Annotated in this window: 26 protein-coding genes; 14 read left to right on the top strand and 12 right to left on the bottom strand. The window is 58.5% G+C overall.

Annotated elements, in window-relative coordinates; genetic code table 11:
* Positions 1 to 34: 34 nt before the first annotated feature.
* The 3 genes from ACEWPJ_RS08755 to ACEWPJ_RS08745 are packed head-to-tail and all read right to left on the bottom strand — an operon-like array spanning position 35 to position 2636.
* On the bottom strand, positions 35 to 961 hold the full coding sequence (locus ACEWPJ_RS08755) for a tyrosine recombinase (RefSeq protein WP_416512492.1): 927 nt from the start codon (positions 959 to 961) through the stop codon (positions 35 to 37).
* A 3-nt stretch (positions 962 to 964) separates the two neighbouring features.
* Entirely contained in the window at positions 965 to 2512 is a 1548-nt protein-coding gene (locus ACEWPJ_RS08750; RefSeq protein ID WP_416512491.1) for a hypothetical protein, read from the bottom strand.
* Complete coding sequence (locus ACEWPJ_RS08745; protein ID WP_416512489.1) at positions 2502 to 2636, bottom strand: hypothetical protein; 135 nt, start codon at positions 2634 to 2636, stop codon at positions 2502 to 2504. Before ACEWPJ_RS08745 ends, ACEWPJ_RS08750 begins: the two co-directional genes overlap by 11 nt.
* A gap of 130 nt (positions 2637 to 2766) precedes the next feature.
* On the opposite strand from ACEWPJ_RS08745, the gene ACEWPJ_RS08740 reads away from it, so the two are divergent.
* Together ACEWPJ_RS08740 and aroB are read left to right on the top strand one after the other, a co-directional pair.
* A complete protein-coding gene (locus ACEWPJ_RS08740) occupies positions 2767 to 3315 on the top strand; it encodes a shikimate kinase (protein ID WP_416512487.1) in 549 nt (182 codons plus the stop codon).
* Complete coding sequence (gene aroB, locus ACEWPJ_RS08735; protein ID WP_416512485.1) at positions 3312 to 4430, top strand: 3-dehydroquinate synthase; 1119 nt, start codon at positions 3312 to 3314, stop codon at positions 4428 to 4430. Before ACEWPJ_RS08740 ends, aroB begins: the two co-directional genes overlap by 4 nt.
* Before the next feature lie 36 nt (positions 4431 to 4466).
* Here the strand turns inward: aroB and ssb are convergent, their stop codons facing one another.
* Positions 4467 to 4934, bottom strand: coding sequence for a single-stranded DNA-binding protein (gene ssb, locus ACEWPJ_RS08730; RefSeq protein WP_416512484.1), 468 nt, complete (start codon positions 4932 to 4934; stop codon positions 4467 to 4469).
* Between the two features lie 140 nt (positions 4935 to 5074).
* On the opposite strand from ssb, the gene ACEWPJ_RS08725 reads away from it, so the two are divergent.
* Positions 5075 to 5659, top strand: a complete 585-nt coding sequence (locus ACEWPJ_RS08725; RefSeq protein ID WP_416512482.1) for a lytic transglycosylase domain-containing protein — start codon at positions 5075 to 5077, stop codon at positions 5657 to 5659.
* Positions 5660 to 5773: 114 nt separating this feature from the next.
* Positions 5774 to 6283 carry a hypothetical protein gene (locus ACEWPJ_RS08720; RefSeq protein WP_416512480.1) on the top strand — a complete coding sequence of 170 codons (510 nt, stop codon included), beginning with the start codon at positions 5774 to 5776 and terminating at the stop codon, positions 6281 to 6283.
* Positions 6284 to 6332: 49 nt separating this feature from the next.
* Here ACEWPJ_RS08720 and ACEWPJ_RS08715 read toward each other — a convergent pair whose 3' ends face one another.
* The 8 genes from ACEWPJ_RS08715 to miaA form a co-directional block, all read right to left on the bottom strand.
* Entirely contained in the window at positions 6333 to 6668 is a 336-nt protein-coding gene (locus tag ACEWPJ_RS08715) for an antibiotic biosynthesis monooxygenase family protein (protein ID WP_416512479.1), read from the bottom strand.
* Positions 6669 to 6932, bottom strand: coding sequence for a hypothetical protein (locus ACEWPJ_RS08710; RefSeq protein ID WP_416512478.1), 264 nt, complete (start codon positions 6930 to 6932; stop codon positions 6669 to 6671). It abuts the gene before it with no gap.
* Positions 6933 to 6969: 37 nt separating this feature from the next.
* On the bottom strand, positions 6970 to 9054 hold the full coding sequence (locus ACEWPJ_RS08705) for a dipeptide ABC transporter ATP-binding protein (RefSeq protein ID WP_416512477.1): 2085 nt from the start codon (positions 9052 to 9054) through the stop codon (positions 6970 to 6972).
* A 12-nt stretch (positions 9055 to 9066) separates the two neighbouring features.
* Positions 9067 to 10257: an ABC transporter permease gene (locus ACEWPJ_RS08700; protein ID WP_416512476.1), complete on the bottom strand. Its 1191-nt coding sequence runs from the start codon at positions 10255 to 10257 to the stop codon at positions 9067 to 9069.
* A gap of 13 nt (positions 10258 to 10270) precedes the next feature.
* Positions 10271 to 11317 (bottom strand): ABC transporter permease, encoded by a 1047-nt coding sequence (locus ACEWPJ_RS08695; protein WP_416512474.1) that lies wholly within the window; start codon positions 11315 to 11317, stop codon positions 10271 to 10273.
* A gap of 118 nt (positions 11318 to 11435) precedes the next feature.
* Entirely contained in the window at positions 11436 to 13103 is a 1668-nt protein-coding gene (locus ACEWPJ_RS08690; RefSeq protein WP_416512472.1) for an ABC transporter substrate-binding protein, read from the bottom strand.
* A 248-nt stretch (positions 13104 to 13351) separates the two neighbouring features.
* Positions 13352 to 14152, bottom strand: a complete 801-nt coding sequence (locus tag ACEWPJ_RS08685; protein WP_416512470.1) for an AraC family transcriptional regulator — start codon at positions 14150 to 14152, stop codon at positions 13352 to 13354.
* 117 nt (positions 14153 to 14269) lie between these two features.
* Positions 14270 to 15148, bottom strand: coding sequence for a tRNA (adenosine(37)-N6)-dimethylallyltransferase MiaA (gene miaA / locus ACEWPJ_RS08680; protein WP_416512468.1), 879 nt, complete (start codon positions 15146 to 15148; stop codon positions 14270 to 14272).
* Between the two features lie 136 nt (positions 15149 to 15284).
* On the opposite strand from miaA, the gene pyrH reads away from it, so the two are divergent.
* From pyrH to fabZ, 10 genes are all read left to right on the top strand, one after another.
* Entirely contained in the window at positions 15285 to 16022 is a 738-nt protein-coding gene (gene pyrH, locus ACEWPJ_RS08675) for a UMP kinase (protein ID WP_416512467.1), read from the top strand.
* A gap of 54 nt (positions 16023 to 16076) precedes the next feature.
* Positions 16077 to 16637: a ribosome recycling factor gene (gene frr, locus ACEWPJ_RS08670; protein ID WP_416512466.1), complete on the top strand. Its 561-nt coding sequence runs from the start codon at positions 16077 to 16079 to the stop codon at positions 16635 to 16637.
* 29 nt (positions 16638 to 16666) lie between these two features.
* Positions 16667 to 17392, top strand: a complete 726-nt coding sequence (gene uppS, locus ACEWPJ_RS08665; RefSeq protein ID WP_416512464.1) for a polyprenyl diphosphate synthase — start codon at positions 16667 to 16669, stop codon at positions 17390 to 17392.
* The gene (locus ACEWPJ_RS08660) at positions 17389 to 18189 is read left to right on the top strand and encodes a phosphatidate cytidylyltransferase (RefSeq protein ID WP_416512463.1); all 801 of its coding nucleotides are present in this window, start codon (positions 17389 to 17391) and stop codon (positions 18187 to 18189) included. The genes uppS and ACEWPJ_RS08660 overlap by 4 nt, the downstream gene beginning before the upstream one ends.
* Before the next feature lie 3 nt (positions 18190 to 18192).
* Positions 18193 to 19365, top strand: coding sequence for a 1-deoxy-D-xylulose-5-phosphate reductoisomerase (gene dxr / locus ACEWPJ_RS08655; RefSeq protein ID WP_416512461.1), 1173 nt, complete (start codon positions 18193 to 18195; stop codon positions 19363 to 19365).
* A gap of 15 nt (positions 19366 to 19380) precedes the next feature.
* Entirely contained in the window at positions 19381 to 20715 is a 1335-nt protein-coding gene (rseP, locus tag ACEWPJ_RS08650) for an RIP metalloprotease RseP (RefSeq protein WP_416512459.1), read from the top strand.
* A gap of 78 nt (positions 20716 to 20793) precedes the next feature.
* Complete coding sequence (locus ACEWPJ_RS08645) at positions 20794 to 20919, top strand: hypothetical protein (protein WP_416512458.1); 126 nt, start codon at positions 20794 to 20796, stop codon at positions 20917 to 20919.
* A 136-nt stretch (positions 20920 to 21055) separates the two neighbouring features.
* Positions 21056 to 23401 (top strand): outer membrane protein assembly factor BamA, encoded by a 2346-nt coding sequence (gene bamA, locus ACEWPJ_RS08640; protein WP_416512456.1) that lies wholly within the window; start codon positions 21056 to 21058, stop codon positions 23399 to 23401.
* Position 23402: 1 nt separating this feature from the next.
* On the top strand, positions 23403 to 23972 hold the full coding sequence (locus ACEWPJ_RS08635) for an OmpH family outer membrane protein (protein ID WP_416512455.1): 570 nt from the start codon (positions 23403 to 23405) through the stop codon (positions 23970 to 23972).
* Between the two features lie 75 nt (positions 23973 to 24047).
* Positions 24048 to 24506: a 3-hydroxyacyl-ACP dehydratase FabZ gene (fabZ, locus tag ACEWPJ_RS08630; protein ID WP_416512453.1), complete on the top strand. Its 459-nt coding sequence runs from the start codon at positions 24048 to 24050 to the stop codon at positions 24504 to 24506.
* Positions 24507 to 24509 lie beyond the last annotated feature (3 nt).

The following is a 24509-nucleotide window of genomic DNA, read 5'->3' as shown; positions in this document are numbered from 1 at the left end:
AGTTATCCGGGCGGATCGGAATAATCCAGCGCGGTTACTCTTCCTCGTGGACGAGGGGGTGATGCTCTAGCACCAGATCTTTCAGGCGCTCATCAAGCACGTGGGTGTAGATCTCGGTCGTTGCGACGTTGGCGTGGCCAAGCAGCGTTTGAATGGATCGCAAATCCGCGCCGCGCGCCAGAAGGTGCGTCGCGAACGCGTGGCGCAGGGTGTGCGGCGTCACAAGGTCCGTCGACAGCCCGGCGGATCGGGCGATGCTCTTGAGCAGTAGGAAAAAGCTTTGCCGCGTTATGTGGCCGGACTTCGACCGTGATGGGAATAGAAAACGGGAGGGCGTGCGCCCGCTTTTCTGCGCGGCTTCCTCAATCTCATCCCGAACCACCAGCCATTCCGCGAGCGCCGCGCGGGCCGGGGGGGAGAGAGGAACCATGCGTTCCTTCCCGCCCTTGCCGCGCACGAGGATAAGCTGCGGATCGCCCCGGACGGCGGCGACGGGTAGCGTGACAAGCTCACTCACCCGCATTCCGGTCGCGTAGAGAAGCTCCATCAGACAAGTCGTGCGCAACTGATCGGTTGGGGATCGTCCATGGGTCCGTGCGGTCGTCAGGAGCGTATCAACCTCCGCCTCGGTCAGCGTTTTGGGCAGGCGTTTGTCGCGGCTTGGCCCTTTGATTTGTTGCGCGGGATTCGTGTCGCGCCAACCTTCTTCAAATCCGAAGCGGTAAAGCTGCTTGATGGCCGACAAGCGCCGGGCGCGGGTGGCGCGAGACAGCCCTTCTTCATCGCAACTGATCAGATAGTTTTCAATATCCGCACGCTCAGCGGTGTCGATGTTCAACCCGCGATGGTCCAGCCAATCGGTGAACTTAACCAGATCCCGCCCGTAGGCGGCAATCGTGTTGGCGGCTGCGTTCAGCTCCGCCGCCTGCGCTTCGAGGAATGTCGCAATCCTGCGTTTCACGGCTTAGCTCCGCCCGGACATGAGGAGGAATTGCAAGCTTGCCTGCCGTGCCGTGTCTTCAAGGCCAACGGATCGAAAAAACCTGAGCGACCGACTGATCTGTTCCAGATCGCCTTCCGCCCCTTGAGTGAACCGATCAACGGCCGTCAGGATCGCTTCGCCGAGGCGGTCTTCATTCAGCAGGTTGGAAAACTCAACCGAAGGCGCCCCGCCGTCAAACCCATCCCGGACGGCCTGCGCGCGATCATTCGTGGCAATCGCCGTGTCTGGTCGGCCTTGGGCGAGGGCGGTAAGGAACTTATCGTCTGGTGTTTTGGTCGGGCGGTTCCGGGCGGCAACCTCATAGTCATCCGACAGAAGGGCTGCGCGAAAGGCGAGGTCGGCAGTAGCTCCGTCCAATTCCATCTCTGAAAGCTGCGGGGCATAAAGACGGGCGAACACACGCGACAAGCCCGCGCGCGCCATTTCGCGCCATGCCCGTGCGAAGGTTTCGTTAACCGCGTCGGCGTCGCTGTCGCTGACAGCCGCGTCGAATTCCTGCAAGGCGTCAACGCGATCCCATAGGCCACCTGATGCAGCAGGCGACCGTTCGGAATAGATGCCAAGTAATCTGTTGTCCGAAATCGCGCCAACGCGGGCAAGGCGTTCTGCCGCTTCTATCCGCGCTTTCCAGCCGGCGGTCGACCGCAGATCGGCATGGGCAAAGGCGCGGGGCAGGGTTTGGGTCGGCAGCGGCTCCCCAATCGCCTCGAACATGCGGAACACGAGCGGCGTCGGGCGATCCGGGATCGGCAGGGGCGGGTCGCCTTCAAAAAGCTCAGGGTCGAGGAACCGGGAAATCAGGTCATATTCCGCCTGATCGACCACCCCTAAAGACGCCGCTGAATTCAGCGTCAGCGCCGCGGCGTCCCAGTCGCCATTCCGCGCGAGGCAGAAAATGCGGGCCTGATAGGTCGGGGCAATGTCGCTGTTTGATCGAAGCGCTTCGCAGGCGCGATCCTCGGTCCCGGTCAAAAGCGCAACATCAAACCAGCGCCGGAACAGATCCGGCGTTGTCGGACCGGCCTGATCCAAAAGCGCCTGTGCGTCATCAAGTGCCCCGATGTCGAGAAGTTTGTCGACTCGCGCCAGAAGCACCGATCCGTCAGAAGCAACCGGCGCGTCAGCCTCAGCCAGCAGAACCCGTTGCCGCAAAGCTGCTGTAGCCGGTAGCGTTTCGACCGGGCTGTCCAGCACCGCCGAAATGATCGCCTCACTTTCGCCGCGGCCCCAAAGGTTCGTCGGGAATCCGGTCACGGCGGGCGACAGGATACCGACAGCATCGGGTGGCGTCGCATCAAGCGGTTGAACCGTTATCGATTCAATCGCGGCGGTGTTGGCAACAGCCTCTTCGTTGGGCGTCATGACAACGGGGGCTGTCACCGATTCTGACAGCCAGTCGATGGCGGACATCGGCGCTTCGGCTGACGCAAGGGATACCGCGCCCAAACAGGCCCCGACAGAGGCCAGCAAACGCGCCAGAACCCTGGAAGATGCCGCTTTAGTTGACATCCAGCGTCACCGCATCGCTCTGTTCGGATTGTTCGGGGGACAAATCACCCAGATAGGCAAAGCCGGCAAGGCCAACGAATCCCACAACAATTAGGAATATCAATAGCTTGAATAGTCGTGCCATCATATGATGTCCTCTGCCCGCTCGATCTTTGATAGCGCTTTGAACGCTTTGTCTGACTTTATATATAGCCTTTTCAGCAATATCACGCCATTGAGGGCAAGAAATTTTATTTGCGCGAGACTGTGCCGTTATGGGCCAACGCCTTAAAAAGACTGTGGTGCTTGTCGGAATGATGGGCGCCGGGAAAACCGCTGTCGGCAAAGCGGTCGCTGCGAAGTTGGGTGTGCCGTTTCTTGATTCGGACGAAGAAATCGTTCGCGCCGCTAACATGACCATTGCCGAGATTTTTGAACGGGACGGGGAAGAGTTCTTTCGCGATAAGGAAACGCAGGTCATCACGCGGCTTCTTGAGGAACAATGCGGGATTCTTTCAACCGGTGGTGGCGCATTCTTGGCCCAACGGAACAGGGCGATCATTCGGGATAAGGGGATATCGGTCTGGCTGCGGGCCGATCTGCGGTTGTTGTGGAATCGGGTGCGGCACAAAACCACGCGCCCGCTTCTCAGGACGGAGAATCCGTATGAAACTCTGCGCGACCTCTACGAAACGCGCGTGCCGCTTTATGCCCGCGCTGACATTGCGGTCGATGCGCGTGCGTCCTATTCCATTGACGAAATGGCGCAGGCGGTGATTGCCGCGCTTGAAACGAGACCGGATGTGCTGGAGCCTGCCCAATGACCGAAACCTTGCGCGTGGATTTGCAAGATCGTTCCTATGACATTCGGGTGGGGTCCGACTTGATTGCACGCGCTGGTGCCGAAATCGCGCCGCTGCTGTCGCGCCCGCGCGTTGCGGTTTTGACCGATGAAACCGTCGCAGACCTTCACCTTGATGCGCTGAAGGCGGGCCTTGCTGCCGACGGCATTGAAATGACCGCGCTTGCTTTGCCATCGGGCGAGGCAACCAAATGCTGGGCGCAATTCAGTCGCGCGGTCGAATGGTTATTGGATCAACAGGTTGAGCGGAACGACGTCGTCATCGCGTTCGGCGGTGGTGTTATCGGCGATCTTGGCGGCTTTGCGGCTGCGGTGCTTCGGCGCGGGGTGCGGTTTGTGCAAATCCCGACGACGCTGCTTGCTCAGGTCGACAGCTCTGTTGGCGGTAAGACCGGGATCAATGCGCCGCAGGGGAAGAACCTGATCGGCGCGTTTCATCAGCCCTCATTGGTCCTTGCGGACATCGATGTGCTGGACACCCTCAACCCGCGCGATTTCCTTGCCGGGTATGGTGAGGTCATTAAATACGGACTTCTGGGGGACGCCGATTTCTTCGACTGGCTGGAACAGAACGGCCCCGCTTTGGCGGATGGTGACACGACGCTTCGGGCAGAGGCGGTGCGGCGGTCCTGTCAAAACAAAGCTGACATTGTGGCCGCTGATGAGACGGAGCAGGGGGTTCGGGCGCTCTTGAACCTCGGCCATACATTCGGGCACGCGCTGGAGGCCGCGACGGGTTATTCCGACCGCTTGTTGCACGGCGAAGGCGTCGCGATTGGATGCGCTTTGGCGTTCGAGGTTTCCGCGCGGCTTGGCCTGTGTTCGCAGGAATGCCCAAGCCGGGTGCGGGCGCATTTCAAGGTGATGGGTCTAAAGACCGATCTTGCGGATGTTCCGGGCGATTTACCGGACGCTGATCGCCTGATCGCCCTGATGGGGCAGGACAAGAAAGTCGTCGATGGCACACTGCGGTTCATTCTGGCGCGCGACATTGGGAATGCGTTTATCACGTCGGACGTGGATATTTCGACTGTCCGCTCTGTGTTGAGCGAAGCTTTGGAAAATCGCCAAAGCTGAAATATCAGGTGGCGCCGAAACGCCACCGATTACCGGTTAGAACGGGATTTCGTCGTCAAGGTCGCTGGGCGCCGGGCCGGATGATCCGCTGTCGTAGCCGCCGGAGGACTGGCCACCGCCATATCCGCCGCCGCCACCACCGCCGCCCTCGCCACGCCCGTCGAGCATGGTCAGAACGCCGTTGAAGCCTTGTAGAACAACCTCGGTCGAATACCGATCCTGACCGCTTTGATCCTGCCACTTCCGGGTCTGAAGCTGGCCTTCGATATAGACCTTGGACCCCTTGCGCAGATACTGTTCAGCAATCCGGACGAGCCCTTCCTGAAAGATGGCAACCGAATGCCATTCGGTCTTTTCCCGCCGCTCTCCGGTGTTTTTGTCTTTCCAGTTTTCAGACGTGGCGATCCGCAAATTGCAGACTTTGCCGCCGTTCTGGAACGTCCGCACTTCTGGATCGCGGCCCAGATTACCTATCAGGATCACTTTGTTCACCGAACCGGCCATTGGGCTTCTCCCTCGAATCTCTCGTTTCTGGTTTCGGACTTTAGACCACCGCATCAACGTAAATAAAAGCCTTATTGCCGTCGGACTGGCGAACATGGAAAAAAACGGTATAGTTGCGCGCGAAACGTGTGGGGCGGGTCATGAAGAAATTAATTGTTCTGACACTTATTTTGTTGTTTCCGGGGCAGGCATTCGCCGAAGGGTTATCGCTTTCAAGCTCGTCGCGATCTTCCGTTTTTCGTTCTCAAACGGCCGTTCTGGATAGCCGCGCGGCGTCGCAATATGCGAACTCCGTCCGTTTGCAACCACCGTCGGTCAATACGCCGTCAAATGCCGGGAACGTGCGTTATTCCGGGCGCTACAACGGCCCTTACCTGCAAATGGCCCGCGACGCCGCGCGACGGCATGGCGTTCCGGAGGATTTATTCCTGCGGTTGGTGCAACAGGAATCCAATTGGAACGCTGGTGCGCGGTCGCATAAAGGGGCGCTTGGCCTTGCCCAGTTAATGCCCGCAACGGCGCGACGATTGGGGGTAAACCCGCGTGATCCATATCAAAATCTGGATGGTGGTGCGCGCTATCTGCGTCGACAGTATGAGAAATTCCGCACATGGCGCTTGGCCCTAGCGGCCTATAACGCAGGCCCGCAAGCGGTGGAGCGTCACGGAGGCGTCCCGCCATACCGCGAAACCCGCAACTACGTCCGCGTGATCCTCGGTAGTTGACGGCGTATTCCCGCCTGTTGAAAAAATCGTTTCGGAACCAAAGCCCGAGCCCCTCGTTCTTCTCTCCGTAATCGCCAGACGCTCTGCGCTGGCTTTGACCGAAAGGAAGAACAAATGACTATGTTCAAAACGGTAGTATTTGGTGCGGCGCTCGCCGCGACGTCGACATTTGCTTATGCGGATGACGTCCAATTGTCTGAAATCGATGTGCAAACTGATCTCAGCGCGGTTGAAGGGGCGAATGCCATGGAGTATTGGCCGACCCTGAACGATGACCTGCGGGCGGCGATTGCCGCTCAGGTGGATTTGGCTGAAGACGCGAACCGCGTGATGGTTGAGATTCACTCCGTCACACTCGATGGATCGGGCGTTCTGCCAGAATCAGGCGAATTCAACCAGTTGCAAGGCACTATTGCAGTGTTTGAGCCGAAAACCGGCCAAGAAGCGGACGATGGCGATATCGCCCCGGTGACGAGCTATCCGCTCAACCTCGACGCATCCGTTGCCGATGGTGGCGTTGCGCCTGAAGGTTGGATCCGGATTCCGCCATCCACGGATGATTTCTACACGGCACTGGTCAACACTTTCGCGATCGAAGTCGTGAAGAACCTCGAAGAAATGTAATCAGTTTCCTTAGTTACCTCAGGTCGCCGCGTCAGAGCGGCGGCCTGTTTCAACGCCCTTCTGGTCCCTCATATCCACGTTCAACCTTGGCAACGCGCAGCGTGTAATGCGAATACCAGCGGAATTTACCGAGCTTTTGAGCCAATAGATGCTCAGACACTTTCTTCCATGCAATTAACGCTTCCTCATCCGCCCAATAGCTGACGGTGATCCCCAGCCCGTCCGCATCCCGCGTGGTCTCTACGCCGATATATCCGGGTTGTTCTTCGGCCAATTCCATCATCTTGTCGGCCATCGCGCCGTAGCCGCTATCGCCAGCTGTCCGCTGAGCGGTGAAAATCACGGCGTAGTAGGGTGGCTCCGGCATCGGGGCGAAGCGTGACATCTATCCGCAGTCGACTTTGGTAATGATCCCGTTTTCATCGACATGGATACGTAGGCGTTCGGGAACGCTGCCATCGGCATCTATACCGGGTCGAACGATCTGCATCAGGTGCATGTCGAAGGTCGGCGGCAGATCCATTTCGTGCTTGCCGACCATATGCTGCATCGCCGCCGCGCCACATGGATCGGGTGCAGCGCCGCGACCACTGTCAGCCGCAGCATGACACGCGCCAAGCATAAAGGGGATCAATACGAACCGTCGCATGAGCAAAGTATTCCGATTTCCGCGCGGAAAGGGAAGCCTATTCAGCGGCAACCTTAATCACAGGCTCCATCCGCGCGAGGATATCGTCGGCGAGGTGACATTTGACCTGATGCCCCTTTTCCAGATAGCGGACGGGCGGAACCTCCTGTTCACAAAGATTACCCGGCACTTCGGATTTCCAACGGCACCGTGTTTGGAACGGGCAGCCGCTGGGCGGGTTCATCGCGGATGGAATGTCGCCTTCTAGGACGATGTGCTTTTTCTCAATCGACGTATCGGCGATTGGCACGGCGGACAGAAGCGCTTCGGTATAGGGGTGATAGGGCGGTGCGAAGACCTGATCGGTCGATCCCATCTCAACCACATGGCCCAGATACATCACCATCACCCGGTCGCTGAGATAGCGCACAATGGACAGGTCGTGGCTGATGAACAGCAGCGTGGTTTTATTCTCGCGCTGGATTTCCATCAGCAGGTCGGTCACGGCGGCCTGCACCGACACGTCGAGCGCGGAAACCGGTTCATCCGCCACGACGATCTGCGCGTCACCCGCAAAGGCGCGGGCGATGCCGACCCGTTGCTTTTGCCCGCCGGACAGTTGCCGCGGCATCCGTTCCGCAAAGGCGCGGGGCAGCTTCACGAGGTCGAGCAGTTTCAGCATCCGCTCGCGCCGCTCAGCCTCATTCGCGCCGATGCCGAAGATTTCAAGCGCTCGGATGATCTGCCGCCCGACGGTCATCGACGGGTTCAGCGTGTCAAACGGGTTCTGGAACACCATCTGGACGGAGGAGATTGTCTGTGTATCCCGCTCTTCGATTGGGATGTCCTGAATCTCGGTGTTGCCCATGACGATCTTGCCGTCCGTCGCCGTTTCAAGCCCCATCAGCACCTTGGCGAAGGTGGACTTGCCGCAGCCGGATTCGCCCACGATGGCAAGCGTTTCGGACTCCCGTGCCTCAAAACTGAGGGTTTCGTTGGCCTTCACGACCTTGGTGTTGCCGCCGCCGAACAGGGCGCTGGCCGCGACCTCGTAGTATTTCTTGAGGTCGTCGATGCGCAGAACGACATCGCCGACTTTGGCTTTTTCGGTGGTCACAGCGGCCGCGATCGGTGCGTTCCAGTCGATTTCTTCAAATCTGAGGCATCTGGTTTCATGCCGCTCGACGCCGCCGACCGGCGCCATCTTGATGTCACCCTGATCGCAGCGCCCCAGTTCAAAATAGTCGCAACGCGGGCCGAAGTTACACCCTTTCGGGCGCTCATGCGGCAGGGGGAAATTGCCGGGGATCGCCACAAGGGGGCGTGCGTTTTTGTCAGCGCCGGGTAGCGGGATGGAGCGGAACAGCGCCTGCGTATAGGGGTGCTGCATCTCGTCAAAGACGTCTTTGATCGAGCCGCGTTCAACCGCTTCACCCGAATACATCACACAAATTCGATCACAGGTTTCAAGGACGAGGCCGAGGTTGTGACTAATGAACAGCATCGATGTGCCGTATTTCTTGCCGAGGTTTTTGACCAACTCAACGATCCCGGCCTCAACCGTCACGTCAAGCGCGGTTGTCGGTTCGTCAAGGATCAGAAGCGCCGGTTTGCTCATCAACGCCATCGCAATGACGATCCGCTGCTGCTGGCCGCCCGATAGCTGGTGCGGAAAGCTGTCGAGGATACGCTTCGGGTCCGGCAGTTTCACGTCCGTCACAACCTCAAGCGCGAGTTTGTATGCTGCGTCTTTGCTAGCCCCCTCATGGATCATCGGAACTTCCATGAGTTGCTTGCCTATCTTCATCGCGGGGTTCAGGGACGCCATCGGTTCCTGATAGATCATTGCGATTTCGTTCCCGCGGATGTCGCGGAGTTCTGCCGCGCTCATCTCGCTCAGATCGCGGCCTTTGAACTTGATCGATCCGCCAACGACACGTCCGTTCACGCCAAGGTCTTGCATGACCCCCAACGCGACGGTGGATTTACCGCAGCCGGATTCGCCGACCAACCCGACAGCTTCGCCGGGTTGGACGTGGACGGTAAAATCCATAACCGCCGGAATTTCCCGAAGCCGCGTGAAAAAGCTGATCGACAGCTTGTCGATCTCAAGAACGGGGCCGTCATAGTCGCGTTTTGCCATGATCTTCTTCCCTCAGTCTTTCAGTGATTCTTCACGCAGGCCGTCGGCCAGCAGGTTCAGCCCAAGCACCATGCTCATCAGCGCGAGTGCTGGGGGCAGGGCAGGGTGCAGATAGACCGACAGAAGCTTGCGGCCTTCGTTGATGGTTGACCCCCAGTCGGGGCTTTCCGGCGGAAGACCCAACCCGAAGAAGCCGAGCGTTCCAAGCAGGATGGTCGTGTAGCCAATCCGAAGGCAGAAATCGACGATCAGCGGGCCACGCACGTTCGGAAGGATTTCCCAAAGCATGATATACCATTTGCCCTCGCCGCGTGTTTGGGCCGCAGCAACATAGTCGCGCGTTTTCACGTCGAGCGTCAGGCCGCGAACGATCCGGAACACTGTCGGTGAGTTGACGAACACAACCGACACGAACACAACGAGGATACCGCCCGGAACGTCAAACCCATCCATCCATGCCGGGATTAGATCGAGCTTGCTGCCCGCCTCCGAGATCAGCGACAGGTAAAGCCATCCTGCAACCCCCAACACTCCGATCAAAAGCGGCGTGCGAATGCTCGGCTGCGTGTAGAAACGCGAATTCAGCAGAACCGCGAGGAAGATGATCGGGAAGATGAACAGCACTGCCGCCATGTAGTTCGGAATACCGGTCGCCACGATCTCTGGCGTGACGAGCAGATAGAACAGCAGGATAACCGGGAAGGCGAGGATGAGGTTTGCCAGGAAGCTAAGGAACGTGTCGAGCTTACCGCCAAAATACCCGGCTGGAAGCCCAAGCGTGATCCCCACCATAAAGGCGAACAATGTCGCGAGCGGTGCAATCTGCACCACGACCCACGCGCCTTTGATCATCCGGCTGAACACATCGCGGGCAAGGTTGTCGCCGCCCAACAGGAAGTAGGGATAGGCCGCTTCGCCCTCTGGCACCGGAACGCCCGGCGATTTGTTCTTAAGGCCCGAAATCTGGTCAAGCGGATCATGGGTGATGATCCAATCCATCGCGCCAAAGACGCCGGTAAAGACCCAGAACATGACAAGGCCAAAGCCGATCATGCCGATGGTGCTGTCAAACAGTTTGCCATAAAGGCCGAGTTTGCGTTTGTAGCTGATGGACAGCCAAAACGTGACAATCAGTGCGATCCAAACAGGGATGAACTGAATGATGATCTGGACGATAATTCCACCTATGGAAAGGGGTTCCATCTTTCAGTCCTCCTTATGATACGCGGATGCGTGGGTTGAGGTAAACGTAGCCGATATCGCTTATCAGCTGCGTCAGCAGCACGACGAACACCGACACGACCGAAACACCTAGCAACAGCTCGATGTCGTTGTTGCCGGCGGCCTGAACCAGCGTCCAGCCAAAGCCCTTATAGTTGAACAGCGTTTCAACAATCACGACACCGTTCAGCAGGTAAGGGAACTGCAACATGATGACGGTAAACGGCGCGATCAGCGCGTTGCGCAGTGCGTGTTTCATCACGATGTTCGAGAACTTGACGCCCTTCAGTCGGGCGGTCCGAATATACTGCGCCGTCATGACTTCGGTCATCGAGGCGCGAGTCATCCGCGCGATATAGCCCATGCCATAAAGCGCAATTGTCAAGACGGGCAGGGTGAAGTTTTCAAAGGTGATGTTGTCCATCGCACTGGCCGCAGTGCCCTTGAACCACTTCAAGCCGACCGCTGACGATGCGAATACCGCGATCAGGATAACGCCCGACACATATTCCGGCGTGGCCGTCGTCACGATTGAGAACGTGGATAAACTTCGGTCAGTCTTTGACCCTTCGCGCATCCCCGCCAAGACCCCGACGACCAAGGCCATCGGCACCATGATTATCATCACCCAGAACATCAGCTTGCCGGTCAGCGCCAGCCGTTTGCCGACAATCGGCCCGACGTCGTCCTTGAAAACGGTTGAATATCCCCAGTTGCCTTGCAGAACGCCGCAGAAGGACGGCGCGTCCTCTGCCGAGACACCTTGGCCGATACAACGTCCAGTGACCGTTCCATCCTCTGCCGTGTAGGTGAACCCCGGCAACACGCCGAGCCATTCGCCGTATTTAACGACCGTTGGCTGAAGGTAGCCGCGCGTCAAAAGCCACGATGTCACCTGTTCGTCCGACATCCTTTGGTTGCCCGCCGTCTTGGCGAGTTTCTCAAGGTTCGGATAGAGATTTGTCAGAAGGAAAACGATGAAGGTGAGGCATAAGGCCGTCAGCAGCATCATTCCAAGGCGGCGGAGAATGAATAGTCCCATAGTCGTCCCTGTTGTTTGTTACGGTGCGCGCCGTTTCGGCGTCGTTTTGTGCGCATGTTACGCAACGGTCCGTAAACGTGAACAGGGCCGCATCGTGCGGCCCTGTCTTTGCGTTAAATCAGGCTGCAAAACCCAGTTTATAGAGGTGGATTTCGTGGGCCGGATGCTTCTCGCCATTCACCACGGAGCCGTTGTGGTGGTTATAGAGTGAGCGCCAGTAAGGCTGAATGATCACGCCTTCATCGACCATGATCTGTTCGATCTTGGCCATAACCTCGCGCCGCTTGTCCGCATCCGCGATGGCAAGTGCTTCGGTCATCAGGCTGTCAAACTCAGCGTTGGAGAATCCAGCCTCGTTCCATGCCTCGCCGGTCCGATAGGCCAGCGCGAGGATCTGAACGCCGAGCGGACGGTGGTTCCACTGTGTGCTGCTGAACGGGTACTTCAGCCAGTCGTTCCAGAAGGTCGCACCGGGCAGGATCGTCCGTTTGATCGGAATGCCCGCGTCGCGGATTTGCGCCGCAATCGCGTCACCCGTGTTGCGCTGCCAATCGTCGTCAACGGTGATCAGTTCATGCTCGAAATCGGCAAAGCCAGCCTCTTCGATCATCGCTTTTGCTGCGGCCGGGTCGAATTCCGCCGGGCCGATATCCGCGTATTCCGGGTGGATCGGGCAAACGTGGTGGTTTGCCGCAACTTCACCGCGGCCAGCGTAGCCCAGTTCAAGACAGACTGCGTTGTCGACTGCCATGGCCAGCGCTTTGCGAACCCGCACGTCGGCATAGGGTTGCTGCCCGTCGAAATCCGTCGGCTGGTGCGACCGGATCACGGTGGTCGCGCCGGTCACGGTTTCAGACACTGTCCAACCGATGCCATCCATTACGTCAACGAAGTCGCCGACGGTTTCGTAAAGCAGATCAATCTCTTCGGATTCGGCTGCGGCGATATAGGCTGACGGGTCGGTGCCATAGTCAATGAACTCAACCCGATCAACATAGGGGCCGCCATAGACTTCGGTGCCCCACCACGGCATGTCTGTCACACGTTCGACAACGCATTTCACGCCAACTTCCATTTCGACGGGGCGGAACGCGCCAGTGCCGATCGTATCTTCAAACGGCGCATCCGCGCTGTAGCTTGAATGAACGATAGCGGCTGGATAGTCGCTCATGCTCGCGACGAGGGTGATGTCGGCAGCGGACAGGTTCAGTTGAACTGTGCTTTCGTCGACGACCACAATCGCGCCTTCGCGGGCTTTCCCGGTTGCTTCATCCACCAGACCAGCAACGCGCGTCGCCATGGAGTTCGCGTCGACCGATTTGTCGCACCAACCAGCGATATTGCGGGCAACATCCTCGGCAGTGAAATCATCGCCGTTGTGCCACTTGATGCCTTGGCGCACTTTCAGCGTATAGACGGTCGCGTCATCGCTGACTTCCCAGCTATCGAGAAGCATGCCGCGGAACGATCCGTCAGCATTGTATTCGACCAGATATTCAAGGAAGCCGCGCGATTGGTTGCCAATTTCGCTCCAGTCAGAGGTGCGCGGGTCTTTCATCGCTTTGACCTGCTGCTGGATCCTCAGCGTGCCGCCTTGCTGAATGTGGCCCTCGGCGCGGGCAGGAGCCGTTGCACCGATCAAGCCGTAGGCGGCGACCGATGTCGCACCCAACGCTGTCGCACGCGACAGAAACTCCCGGCGAGACATTTCGCCAGCCTTATATTCGTCCGCATACATCTTTACAGCGCGATGCATGGGTTTTCCATTGATGGTTGATTGCGTCATCTTACTCTCCCTGAGACACATGATTTATTGGTGTGCGCCCGGAAAAGCCTTCCGGACAGACGATGCAATACGAAGCGATGTTCGGAGCAGACGTTTTGGGCGCAGTGTTCACAGGACCATTCCGCACGACTAACCCCCCCACGTCAACGCCCAGTATCGGCAATTGACGTCACAAAAGCGACATTGTGATCGCACAAATGCGACATCGACTGAATACGATTGCATACCTTGAAGGGGATGCGGGCCGTCTAGTTGCTGCGGCGGAAAGCCGATGGCGTCTTGCCCGTATGGTTCTGAAACGCCCTTGAGAAATACGCCGCCGAGGTGAACCCAAGCTGTGCCGCGACCTGATTGACGGGCAGGCGGGTTTCGCTGAGCAGTCGGCGCGCCTCATACAAAATCCGGTCTTTCAGGATCGACGATGCGGACCGCCCCGCCACCTGATTACAAACCCGCGATAGATGCGTCGGCGTGATGCCGAGGGCGCGGGCATAATCCGATACCGTCCGGCCAGAGCGGAACTCCCCCTCCACCATATCCGTGTATCGTGCGACCAGATCGGCGCTGCGGGTCGCGGTTTCCGTATCGCTTTTATAGCGGTCCTGCGCCCGCTGCAGCCAGACCGAAAACAGCCCCGCGTGGTGATACGCGGCCTTGTCGTTGTCAGCCAGATCGCTGCCGATTTCGCGTTGCAGGCTTTCTAGAATGCCGGTCAGTTCAGCCTGTGGATGCACATCGCGTATCCGCAGGTGTAGCGGCGTCTTCGGCAGATCGAGGTTCAAAGACGTCGGAAAGAACGCGGCCGTCCCAAAGATCGACGCCGTCATTTCAAACCCGTGCATCGTGCGGGCCGGTATGAAAACAGCGTTATGTGCGCCAAACCCGCGCGTCCGGCCCGAGATGGTGATCCGGCCCTGTCCGCGCGTGACCCACAACAGCAGGTCCGACGAATAGCTGCGCATGGCTTCCACCCGCCACCGCCCGCCTTGCGCCATACGCGCAATTGGAATGATGCGAATGTCCTGCGGTGACGTTGGTACGGGGACCATTATTTTACGCGTCTCAAAGCCATTTCCGGCCAATTAAACCGGTAAACTCGGTAAAACAAAAGGAAAAAGTTAACGGTTCAATCAACGCGGCAGATCGTTGCGTAAAGGCAGCGGCGCTTAGGTCACGGCAACCGGGTGCCAGTCCTTCATTCGGGCCCGGAACCAGGTGCGTTGCCGTTTCGCATATTGGCGCGAGGCGATGATGGCGCGGTCAATGGCGTCGTCAAGGGTGATCTCTCCGCTCAGGTGGGCGATCAGCTCCGGCGCTCCGATGGCTTTTGACGACAGGCGCTTGGGGTCCCAATCGGGCAGCATCCTTCGCGCTTCCTCCAAGGCTCCGGCGTCGATCATGGCGTGGAACCGGTCCGTTATCCGACTATTCAGCACTTCCTTGTCGGCGTTCACCACCAACGGCGCCGTGCGCGACAGCGGCAGCAATGGCGGCGGCGTGTCGTCTTGCCATGATGCAAGGCCGCGGCCGGTGGATCGCAACACCTCCCAAGCGCGCTGAACGCGGGCGGGGTTGTTGGTATCGATCCGATTTCGCGTTTCCGCGTCAAGCTCCGCCACCATCGCGCCAAGGCCATAGTTCGCGAGGAACCTGTCTCCCTCCGCGCGGATGTCAGGGCCGGGCAGGGGAATCTCTGCCAATCCTTCGGTGAGCGCGCGAAAGTAAAGACCGGTTCCGCCAATGATGATCGGGCGAGGCTGGCCGTCCGACAGAAACGGCTCAGCCTCACGCAACCATTGTCCGACGGAATAGTCCTGTTGATACGGAACGTGGCCGTAAAGGTGGTGCGGTGCACGGGCGAGGTCAGCGTCGCTTGGCCGCGCGGTCAGGATGCGCCAGCCGTCATAAACCTGTAGCGCGTCGGCATTGATAATCGCGCCGCCCCGATCCTCCGCAATCTGAAGCGCAAGCGCTGATTTTCCTGACGCGGTCGGACCGGCGATCAGGACCGGGCGGTCCTTCGGAATGTCGATGTCCAGACGCATTCGTCGATGCCGATTTCCTGTGGGTCGGGACTATGGGTTGTGCACTGGCAAATTTCCCCCGTCTACCCCGTTGTATCCTGAACCGTTTTCGGACATTTTGCGCTCAGTCAATAAAGCAGCCGGCCGGGGGACATTCATGGCAGATCAGGACGAAGACCAGCCGCAAACGACATTCAAACGTGTCCTTCTGAAAATCTCGGGCGAAGCGCTGATGGGCGATCAGGGATACGGCCTGCACCCGCCCACGGTTGAGCGCATCGCCAAAGAGGTGAAGACGGTCCACGATATGGGCGTCGAAATCTGTATGGTGATCGGCGGCGGCAACATCTTCCGTGGCTTGCAAGGCTCGGCGCAGGGGATGGAGCGGACGACAGCAGACTATATGGGAATGCTCGCGACTGTGATGAATGCCCTTGCGATGCAATCGGCACTTGAGGGTTTGGGCATCTTCACCCGTGTCATCAGCGCGATCCCGATGGATCAGGTGTGTGAGCCATACATCCGCCGCCGCGCCGTGCGGCACCTCGAAAAGAAACGGGTCTGCATTTTCGCCGCTGGAACCGGCAACCCCTATTTCACCACCGACACCGCCGCCACCCTGCGCGCGAATGAGATGAGCTGCGAGGCGATCTTCAAGGGCACGAAGGTCGATGGCGTCTACGACAAAGATCCTGTGAAATTCGCGGATGCCAAACGGTTCGAGGCCGTGACCTACGACGAAGTGCTGCAGCAGCACCTTGGCGTGATGGACGCATCGGCCATTGCACTGGCGCGGGACAACAACCTGCCGATCATTGTCTTTTCGCTCGACGAACCGGGCGGTTTCAAAGGTATTCTTGCCGGGCAAGGCACCTATACAACCGTTCACGGTTGACGATATACAACGAACCAGCGGGCGAAACCGCCCCTTTGAAGTGAGAGATACGCCATGGCGGACGACGATATTGACCTTGATGATCTTCAGCGGCGCATGGACGGCGCGATGGCCAGCCTGCGGACAGAGTTTGCATCCCTGAGAACCGGACGCGCGTCTGCCTCAATGCTCGAACCTGTCATGGTCGAAGCCTACGGGCAAAAGACGCCGATCAATCAGGTCGGCACCGTCAACGTCCCGGAATCGCGCATGGTTACGATCAATGTGTGGGACAAGGCTTTGGTCGGTCCGGTCGAAAAGGCCATTAGAGAGAGTGGGTTGGGCATCAATCCTCAACTAAACGGCACGATCATCATGCTGCCGATTCCCGAATTGAACGAAGAACGGCGCAAGGAACTCAGCAAGGTCGCGGCCCAATACGCGGAACATGCCCGTGTAGCGGTGCGCAACGTGCGGCGCGACGGTATGGATCAGCTGAAAAAGCTGAAAGCCGACGGGATGAGCGAAGATGACCACAAAATTTGGACGGATGAGGTTCAGGATCTGACAGACAGATCCATTCAGGCCATCGACTCGGCGCTGGAGCAGAAGCAAGAAGAGATCATGCAGGTCTGACCCTGCCAGTCTCCGGAAAGGGAACGCCGTTGGCGAGTTCGAGCGAAGCACATAAAGGGCCGCGACACGTTGCGATTATAATGGACGGCAACGGACGCTGGGCGACCCAACGCGGCCATCCCCGGCTGTTTGGGCATCGGGCCGGCGCGCGGCGCGTGCGGGAAATCGTGGAATCCTGCCCCGGTCTTGGCGTCCGCTACCTTACGATTTTCGCGTTTTCGACCGAAAATTGGAAACGGACTCAAAACGAAGTGGCCGGGCTGATGTCGCTGTTCCGTCGCTACATCACCCGAGAGGCGCAGGCGCTTTACAAGAACAACGTCAAAGTGCGGTTCATCGGGGATCGCGTGCGTCTGGATGAAAAACTGACCGCGCTGATGGACGAACTGGAGCTTCTGACCGCCGACAATGACGGCACGGAACTGACCGTCGCGCTGAACTATGGCGGACGGGATGAGGTTGCGCGCGCGACAAAACGGCTGGCCGAGGATGTCGCCGCCGGGCGCCTGAATCCTGCCGAAATCGATGTAGAAACGCTTCCTAAGTATCTGGATACATACGTTTTACCGGATCCAGACCTTGTCATCAGAACAAGCGGAGAGGCGCGGATCTCCAACTTCCTTCTGTGGCAGTCGGCCTATGCGGAATACGAGTTTATCGACACGCTCTGGCCGGATTTCACGCCTGAGATTTTCGCCGACGTCCTTCAAGGATACGGAACCCGCGAACGTCGCTTTGGGGCGGTGCCGGGATGACCGTTCCGGAAAGCTCCGGCAATTGGAACGACCTTAGAACGCGGGTTATCTCGGGCGTGACGCTCGGTGTGATTGGGCTTGTCGATGTTTGGGCGGGTGGCGCGTGGTTCATGGCGCTGATCGCGGTTGTGTGCGGGCTGATGGTGTGGGAACTGACCCGGATGACCAACCCCGACAACTCCGCCGCTGCCCTGCAATTGGGGGCTTTGGGGGCGGTTGCGATTGTTCTGGCGTATTTCCTGCCGAGCTACTTGTCCGTCCCGCTGCTGGTTGCACCCGCGATTGTGGGGATCAGCCTGCTGACCGCGTTCCGCGCGCGGTTCCTTGTCTACTGTGTTGCGATCCTGTTGGCTGGCGATGGATTTCTGATTATTCGCGATAGCTTTGGCCTTGCCTGGATGCTTTGGCTGGTTCTGGTCGTCATCGCCACGGATGTTGCCGGTTACTTCGCGGGGCGCGCGTTCGGCGGGCCGAAGTTCTGGCCCCAGATCAGCCCGAAGAAAACGTGGTCGGGCACTGTTGCCGGATGGATAGCGGCGGCGGTCGTTGGTCTTATCTTCGCTTTGGTCACAGATATCGGCCTTAAGGCGGTACTGCTGGGCCCACCATTGGCTTTCGGTTCTCAACTTGGCGATATCGCTGAAAGTGCCTTGAAGCGTAAGGTCGGGGTCAAGGACAGTTCGGCCCTCATCCCGGGGCATGGCGGCGTTATGGACCGGTTTGACGGCATGATGGGCGCGTCACTTACGTTTATGCTGCTCAGCTTTTACGCGGCGGCCCGCGCCACGGCGCTTTAGGTTATGCGGCGCGTTTCGATCTTTGGTGCGACCGGGTCCATCGGGCAAAGCACGATTGACCTGATACGCCGCGCGCCGCAGGACTATGATGTTGTCGCGCTGACTGGCGGTCGGAATATTGCGCAACTTGCCCGCGATGCCATTGATCTTAAGGTAGATATTGCCGTCACGGCGCATGACAATCTGTTGCCGGACCTTCGCGCGGCGCTTGATGGGTCAGGGATCGAAGCGGCGGCGGGGCCCGCTGCAATCGAAGACGCCGCAAGCCGTCCGGCTGACTGGATCATGTCGGCCATCGTTGGCGCGGCAGGATTGCTGCCGGGGTTGCGTGCGCTAGAGCAGGGAACTACCCTCGCGCTGGCCAACAAGGAAAGCCTCGTCACCGCTGGCCCGCTTTTGATGGCGACGGCCAAGACGCACGGCGCGACGGTCTTGCCGGTGGACAGCGAACACTCCGGCGTATTTCAGGCGCTGGTGGGGGAGGATATCGCGGCGGTTGAGCGTGTTATCATCACGGCCTCAGGCGGTGCGTTTCGCGATACGCCGATGGAACAACTCGCCAATGCAACACTGTCCGAAGCTTCCTCGCACCCCAACTGGAACATGGGCCAGCGGATCACGATAGACAGCGCATCCATGTTTAACAAGGCGTTGGAGTTGATTGAAACGAAAGAGTTCTTTTCTATTTCGCCGGATCAGATCGAAGTCCTTGTTCACCCCCAATCCCTCGTCCACGCGCTTGTCGGATTCCGCGACGGGGGCATCATGGCGCATCTGGGGCCGGCGGATATGCGGCACGCCATCGGCTATGCGCTTCATTGGCCAAAGCGGGGCGAGGTTCCGGTTGATCGCCTTGACCTCGCGCGGGTTGGATCGCTTGATTTCCGCGCGCCAGACCTCGCGCGGTATCCCGCCCTTAGGCTCGCGCGCGATGTGATGGAGGCGGGTGGGCTGACCGGTGCGGCGTTCAACGCGGCGAAGGAACGGGCGCTTGATGGTTTTATCGAGGGCGACCTCGGGTTTTTGCAAATGGCAGACGTGGTTGAGGCGGTGCTTGACCAACTCTGTCGCGACGAAAATCTGGCCAGCGAGGAAATAAACCTTGATAACGTGCGCCGGGTCGACCATCTGGCACGGAAGCGGGCAGAAGACGTGATCCGCGGCAAACAAGGATAATAGGGAACGCATCGTTTGGATTTTCTCGGGTTTCTTCCGTCGGTTGGTGGCGTTGCGTTCACCATAATTGCCTTCATCATCGCCCTGTCGGTGATCGTCGCGATCCATGAATACGGCCATTACATCGTCGGGCGCTGGTGCGGGATCAAAGCGGATGTATTTTCGCTGGGGTTCGGTCCGGTGCTGTGGTCCCGCCCGGATAAATACGGCACGCAATGGCAGGTCGCGGCGCTTCCGTTTGGCGGTTACGTCAAGTTCAGGGGCGATTCCAACGCGGCGAGCGGCAAGGACGCAGACGCCGCCGAGGGGCTGAGCGCGGAAGAATTGCGGGCTACCATGCACGGCGCCCCGCTATGGGCGCGGGCAGCGACGGTTGCGGCAGGGCCGATCTTTAATTTCGTTTTGTCGTTCCTTGTCTTTGCCGGGCTGGCCCTGTCGTCCGGCGTGGCGTCAGATCCACTGACCATCGATGAAATCTACGCGCTGCCGGATCGCGGTTATGAAATCGCGGATGGCGATGCCCTTCTGAAAGTCGAGGGGCGCAGCTTTGATGATCCCGAAATCTCCGCCCATATCGACACGCTGCCAAGCCAGGAAACCTGGACATACACGGTGTTGCGTGACGGTGCGGAGGTCGATGTCAAAGGCCCACCACTCTCTCCAGCCCGCGCTGGGTTCGTTGACCCGACCGGCGCAGCCCACGAGGCGGGGATGCGGGAAGGTGACGTTATACTATCAATCAGCGGGAGCGAAGTTCACCGCTTCGGCGACATGATCGACCTCGTCAACGCGTCGGAAGGGCAATCCATCCCGGTGCAAATCTGGCGTGATGGCGCGGAAAGTACGCTGAACATCGCACCCCGCAGCCGCGACATCGCGAACCCGGATCAGACGTTTGAAACCCGTTGGGTGATGGGCGTGAACAGCGACTACTTCTTTGATCCACAGGTTGAGACTCCGGGCGTCTTTGAGGCGATGAAGATCGGGGTTGAGCGGCTTGTTGGGTTTGTAACGCTGACATTCTCGGGCCTCTATCACATGATCACAGGCGCGATCAGTTCCTGCGGTGTGTCCGGGCCAATCGGCATCGCCCAGATGTCCGGCACAGCGGCCAGCCAAGGAGCAGGAACGTTCATCATGTTCATCGGGATTCTTTCAACCGCCGTGGGCCTGCTGAACCTGTTTCCGATCCCGGTGCTTGATGGCGGGCACCTTGTTTTCCACGCCTACGAGGCAGTGACCGGCAAACCGCCAAGTGACAAGGCGCTGAAGGTCCTGATGACCATTGGTTTGACCTTATTGCTGTCCCTCATGGTCTTTGCCGTCACGAACGACCTTTTCTGCCCATAGGCCACGCTGCCCAATTCCTGCCATATTCGGTTGTTAACTTACTGAATGAACGTAAGTTTGAACCAAGAGGTGCCTCCGATGCACACACTTCAAAGCGGATATCGCGGCCTGTCGCTGTTGTTCGATCTGAACTGGGATCGGCTGCTTTATGTTGCGACAATCCTCGCGGCCCTGATGGTCGGGGCGTTCGTGGGGACTCTGTAAGGTTCGGACCCGTCTAAAATCTTATCTCTGATCGTGCGGCGCAGATAATCTTGCGTTCGCGCCTTTCTGCCTTTTGACAAGGGATTGTAGACCCGTTAGTCAAGAGCCACTAGGGATATCATTTGGATTGGGGTTCATGGCCAAATTTGTGGTTGGAAGTGGCGCGGTATTCCAGGGGGCAAAGACCCACATACGCGCCGGTTTTTTCGCGATTGTTTTTCTTATTTCCGCCGTTTCGATCATGGCTCCGCAGGGGGCGCAGGCGCAGAACTTCAGCTTCAATTCGGTTGAGGTTGTCGGCAACCAGCGCATCGAACCCGCTACAATCCTGACCTATGCAGGAATTTCCCGCGGTGAAACCGTATCGGCGGGTGAGTTGAACGATGCCTACCAGCGCATCCTCGCCAGCGGTTTGTTCGAGACGGTTGAGGTTGAGCCGCAAGGCAGTCGCCTTGTCATCCGCGTTCGTGAGTTTCCTACAATCAACCGCATCAGCATCGAAGGGAATCGTCGTCTGAAGGACGATGCCTTGACGTCTATCCTGCAATCCCAATCCCGCCGGGTTTACAGCCCCAGCGTTGCAGAAGCTGACGCCGCCGCGATCACCGAAGCCTATCAGGTTGAAGGGCGTCTGGCCGCCACCGTTGATCCTAAGATCATCCGCCGGTCCGATAACCGTGTGGACCTTGTGTTCGAGGTGACAGAGGGCCGCGTTTCAGAGATTGACCGGCTGAGCTTTGTCGGCAACCGCGCGTTTTCCGAGCGCCGCCTGCGCCGCGTTCTAGAGACGAAACAAGCCGGTATCCTGCGTGCAATCATCCGCCGCGATACGTTCATCGCCGACCGGATTGAGTTTGATAAGCAAGTTCTGCGCGATTTCTACCTGTCGCGTGGCTATGTCGACTTCGAAGTTCTGTCAGTCACATCCGAACTGTCCCGCAGTCGTGATTCCTTTTTCGTGACGTTCAACGTGCGCGAGGGGCAATCGTTTGATTTTGGTGAGATCACGACGACGACGGACATCCCCGAGATTGATCCGGATGAATTTCAAGAGGCCATCCGCATCCGCCCCGGCGACACCTATTCGCCGAGCCTTGTCGAAAACACGATTGCGCGGCTTGAACGCCTCGCGCTTCGCAAAAACCAGAACTTCGTGCGGGTCGAACCGCGCATCTCGCGGAACGACCGCGATCTGACGCTTGATGTTGAATTTGCCCTAACGCGCGGCCCGCGCATTTTTGTTGAGCGGATCGATGTCGAAGGTAATTCCACCACGCTCGATCGCGTCGTGCGGGAACAGTTCCGTGTCGTTGAGGGCGATCCGTTCAACCCCCGCGAAGTCCGTGAGGCGGCGGAGCGCATCCGTGCGCTTGGCTTCTTTGAGAATACAGAGGTCAACGCGCGCGAAGGATCTAGCCCCGACAGCGTGATTGTCGATGTTGATGTCGAAGAAGCCCCGACCGGCAGCCTGTCGTTCGGTGCCAGCTATTCGATTGATAGCGGCGTTGCCTTTATCATCGGGTTCTCTGAACGGAACTTCCTTGGCCGGGGCCAGCGGATCAGCTTTTCGATCAACACGGCCTCTGACAGCGCATCAGGTGCGTTCAGCTTTACCGAACCCCGACTACTCGGCCGCGATTTGGAGCTTGGCCTCGCCCTGGCTTACCAGACGACCGACAATGACAACTCTGCTTACTCAACACGCAGTGTTTCGTTCCGACCCTCGTTGGAATTTCCTGTAAGCGAGAACGGGCGCCTGAACCTCAACTACAGAATCGCCAAGAGCAAATTGTTCAATGTTGAGGCTGACTCTTCCACGATCCTTCAGGCGGAAGCCGCTCAGGGCTCATTGTTCACCAGCTCTGTTGGATATTCCTACAGCTATGACACGCGACGCACCGGTCTGAATCCGAACGCTGGTGTGATCTTGCGGTTCAGTCAGGACTTCGCTGGGCTTGGTGGTGACAACAAATACATCCGGACGACAGCGCTGCTTGGCGCGGAAACGAAAGTCTGGAACGAAGAGGTGACGCTGCGGGCCGTATTCGAAGGCGGTGCGCTGCATATGCTTTCGGGCGATAGCCGCATCACAGAGCGCTTTAACCTAAACAGCCGGAGCTTGCGTGGGTTTGAGGCGAACGGCGTAGGGCCGCGTGATCTGGGGGCGGTCAACGAAGACGGCCTTGGCGGTAATCTGTTTGCCGTCGCCCGGTTTGAGGCGGACTTCCCGCTTGGTTTGCCTGAGGAATACGGGATAACCGGCGGGCTGTTCTTCGACGTCGGTTCAGTTTGGAGTCTCGACAACGTCGCAGGCACTGGTGGCCCGGTTGACGACAGTTTTAACCTTCGGGCAACGCTTGGCTTCTCGGTCTTCTGGGACACGCCGCTTGGGCCGCTGCGGTTCAACTTCTCCAAAGCGCTCAAGAAAGAAGACTACGACCGGGAACAGACGTTCGATCTGACGATTTCCACGACGTTCTAACATGATGGGCTTGGTCAAACGCGTGATGCTGGCAACGGGACTAACCCTGTTGCTGGGGACGCAGTCTGTCGCGCAACAGCAACCTCAGCCGGGGGCCAACGGTATTCTGACAGTTGAGCCAGAAAGGCTCTATGCCGAGAGCATGTTCGGCCAAAAAATCGAGGCCGAGCTGGACCAGGCGCGATCAGCGTTGATCGCCGAAAATCAAGCTTTGGACACATCGCTGAGCGAGGAGGAGGCGAGCCTTGCAGAACGCCGCCCCACCATGCCAGCGGATGAATTTCGCCAACTCGCCGACGCGTTTGACGAGAAAGTGCAAGGCATCCGCGAAACGCAGGAAAACAAATCGAAGGAACTGACCCAGCGCCGCGAATCCAGCCGGCAGGAGTTCTTTTCGACCGTCATCCCAATCCTTGCCGAAATCACCGAAGCGCGGGGCGCGGTCGCGGTTCTGGAACGTCGCGTTGTTCTTCTCGCTGCAGATAGCATCGACATCACCGATCAGGCCATCGCGCGGATCGACGCTGAATTGGGCGACGGCGAAGGCGTCGAAGACCCTGCGCCGAAATAGCCCCGGCTTGTCTGCGGACATTGTTATTGCTACTCAGGCTTTTACCGATATTGACCGTAGAACAAGGGCTCCCTCATGGCAGAGTTGATCACCGAAGCTGACGTCGATCTCATTCAGCGGATTATTCCGCACCGCTACCCATTCCTGCTAATTGACAAGGTCGAAGATATCGTCGCTGGCAAAAGCGCGGTTGGAATCAAGAATGTCACTTACAACGAGCCGCACTTTCAGGGCCATTTCCCCGGCGCACCGATCATGCCCGGCGTCACGATTATTGAGGCTATGGCGCAAACCGCTGCCGTTATGGTTGGGGTGACGCTGGATCTGATCGACAAGCCACTGCTGGTTTATTTTATGTCCGTCGACAACTGTAAATTTCGGCGCAAGGTGGTTCCCGCTGATGTTCTGAAACTGAATGTGACAGTCACGCGGGGCGGTTCAAAAATCTGGAAATTCCACGGTGAAGCAATGGTCGGCGACGAACTCGCCACCTCCGCAGATTTCGCGGCGATGATCCATCTGCTAGAGGACTAGCGC

Source organism: Aliiroseovarius sp. YM-037, assembly GCF_048060095.1.
In the GTDB taxonomy this organism is placed as follows: Bacteria; Pseudomonadota; Alphaproteobacteria; order Rhodobacterales; family Rhodobacteraceae; genus JBLUOA01.
The sequence above is the reverse complement of the archived record's forward strand: the minus strand, read 5'-3'. Positions and strand labels throughout refer to the sequence as shown.